Source organism: Pseudomonas aegrilactucae (assembly GCF_019168305.1).
In the GTDB taxonomy this organism is placed as follows: Bacteria; Pseudomonadota; Gammaproteobacteria; order Pseudomonadales; family Pseudomonadaceae; genus Aquipseudomonas; species Aquipseudomonas aegrilactucae.
Genome location: NZ_JAHTBI010000151.1, coordinates 1 through 1413 on the forward strand (window position 1 = coordinate 1; position 1413 = coordinate 1413).

A 1413-nucleotide genomic window follows, 5' to 3' on the forward strand; every position below is an offset into this window, starting at 1 on the left:
GTCATTTCATTGGTGAAGTCACCGCTGATCTTGTCCACCCGGTAGGCGGGTACGATCTTCAGCGACTCGAACGGTTTGATCTCGGCCTGCACGTAGGCACCGTAGGTGTCGAAATCAAACCGCTGGTCACGGGTCTGCGCCTGGCGCACGCGTTGAGCCGTGCGGTAACGTTCGCTGCGGTTTTCCTGTTTCTGCACATCGGTACCACCTTCGAGCGCGAAGGCGTGCAGCCAACTGACCTGCGGGCGCCAGGTCAGCGAGGTGAGGGCGCCGTATTGGGTTTCGTAGTTGTTGCGCTCCTGCTGTGCGCTGGTGCGCCAGTACTGTGTCCACCTGCGGTCATCGAAGGTGTTGAGGTAGGACTTGGCCGACCAGGACAAGGTGTCGGCGAGGTCGGTGTCCAAATGCAGGCTCAGCTGGTTCATGCGCCGCGTACCTTTGTCCGTGGCGTTGTAGTCGTTGCTCATGCGTGGATGACGGCGGGCATCGTCCTCGGTGAGGTAGCCTGCTTCCTGCGCCTTGGCTTCGTAGTGGCGGGCGATCAGGCCAAGACGATAGCGGTTGTCATCCGGGGTGTAGAACCACTTGCCGCCGAAGCTGTAGCGGTCGGTGTCGCCATGGTCACGGTAGCCATCGGTCTGCTGGTAGGCGAAAAAGTAGTTCTGCGTCCAGTTGCTTGTCTCGATGCCCTTGGCCAGTTGCGTTTCACGGGTATTGAAACTGCCGTAGCGCAGGCGTGCCTTGCTGTAGTCGCCGCCGGTGCGGGTGTTGATGTTGACGTTGCCGGCGATGTTGTTGAGGCCATAGCGCGGGTCGCTGGTGCCGCGCACCACTTCCAGGCTGTCGATTTCCAGCGGGAAGACCATATCGATAAACGGCATGTTGCCGTCATTGGTGTTGCTCGGGATGCCGTCGATCAACAGCTTGACGGCGTTGATCTCACCCTCGCCGTTGAAGCCGCGAAATGACAGCTTGCCCGAGGTGGTGCCCTGGTTGAACTCGGTCAGCATCACGCCGGGTGCACGGCGCAGCAGTTCCCAGCTGTATGCCACGGGCATTTTCTCAAGGATGTCACCGCCAAGGATATCCACCGAACTGAGTACGCTGCTGGTGGCCAGTGGGCCGGTGTTGTTGGCGGTGACGCTGACTGCACCGAGGGTCAGCGTGGAGTTCTCGCTGGGCAGGGTGTCGGCGATTGCCATGGACAGAGGGCTTAAGGTAAAGACGCACGACAGGGCGAGCACGGGCAACATGGCCCGTGCGATGCAGGTGTTCGCAGGCATTGAAGAGCTTCCTGGCTTGAATAGGCTCGGCCGCACAGGGCCCACAAAAGGTGTCAACGACAGCTTCAGCTCAGGGGCGGTGCGCGCGGGCTCAGGTCAGGCCTTGCTGGCGGGGTAGGGGGCAGCACAT

1 protein-coding gene is annotated in these 1413 nt (G+C 61.1%); it reads right to left on the reverse strand.

The window, feature by feature from the left end:
• The coding region (locus KUO17_RS26080; RefSeq protein WP_217978431.1) for a TonB-dependent receptor at positions 1-1283 on the reverse strand (1283 nt) is incomplete at its 3' end.
• Between the last annotated feature and the right edge of the window lie 130 nt (positions 1284-1413).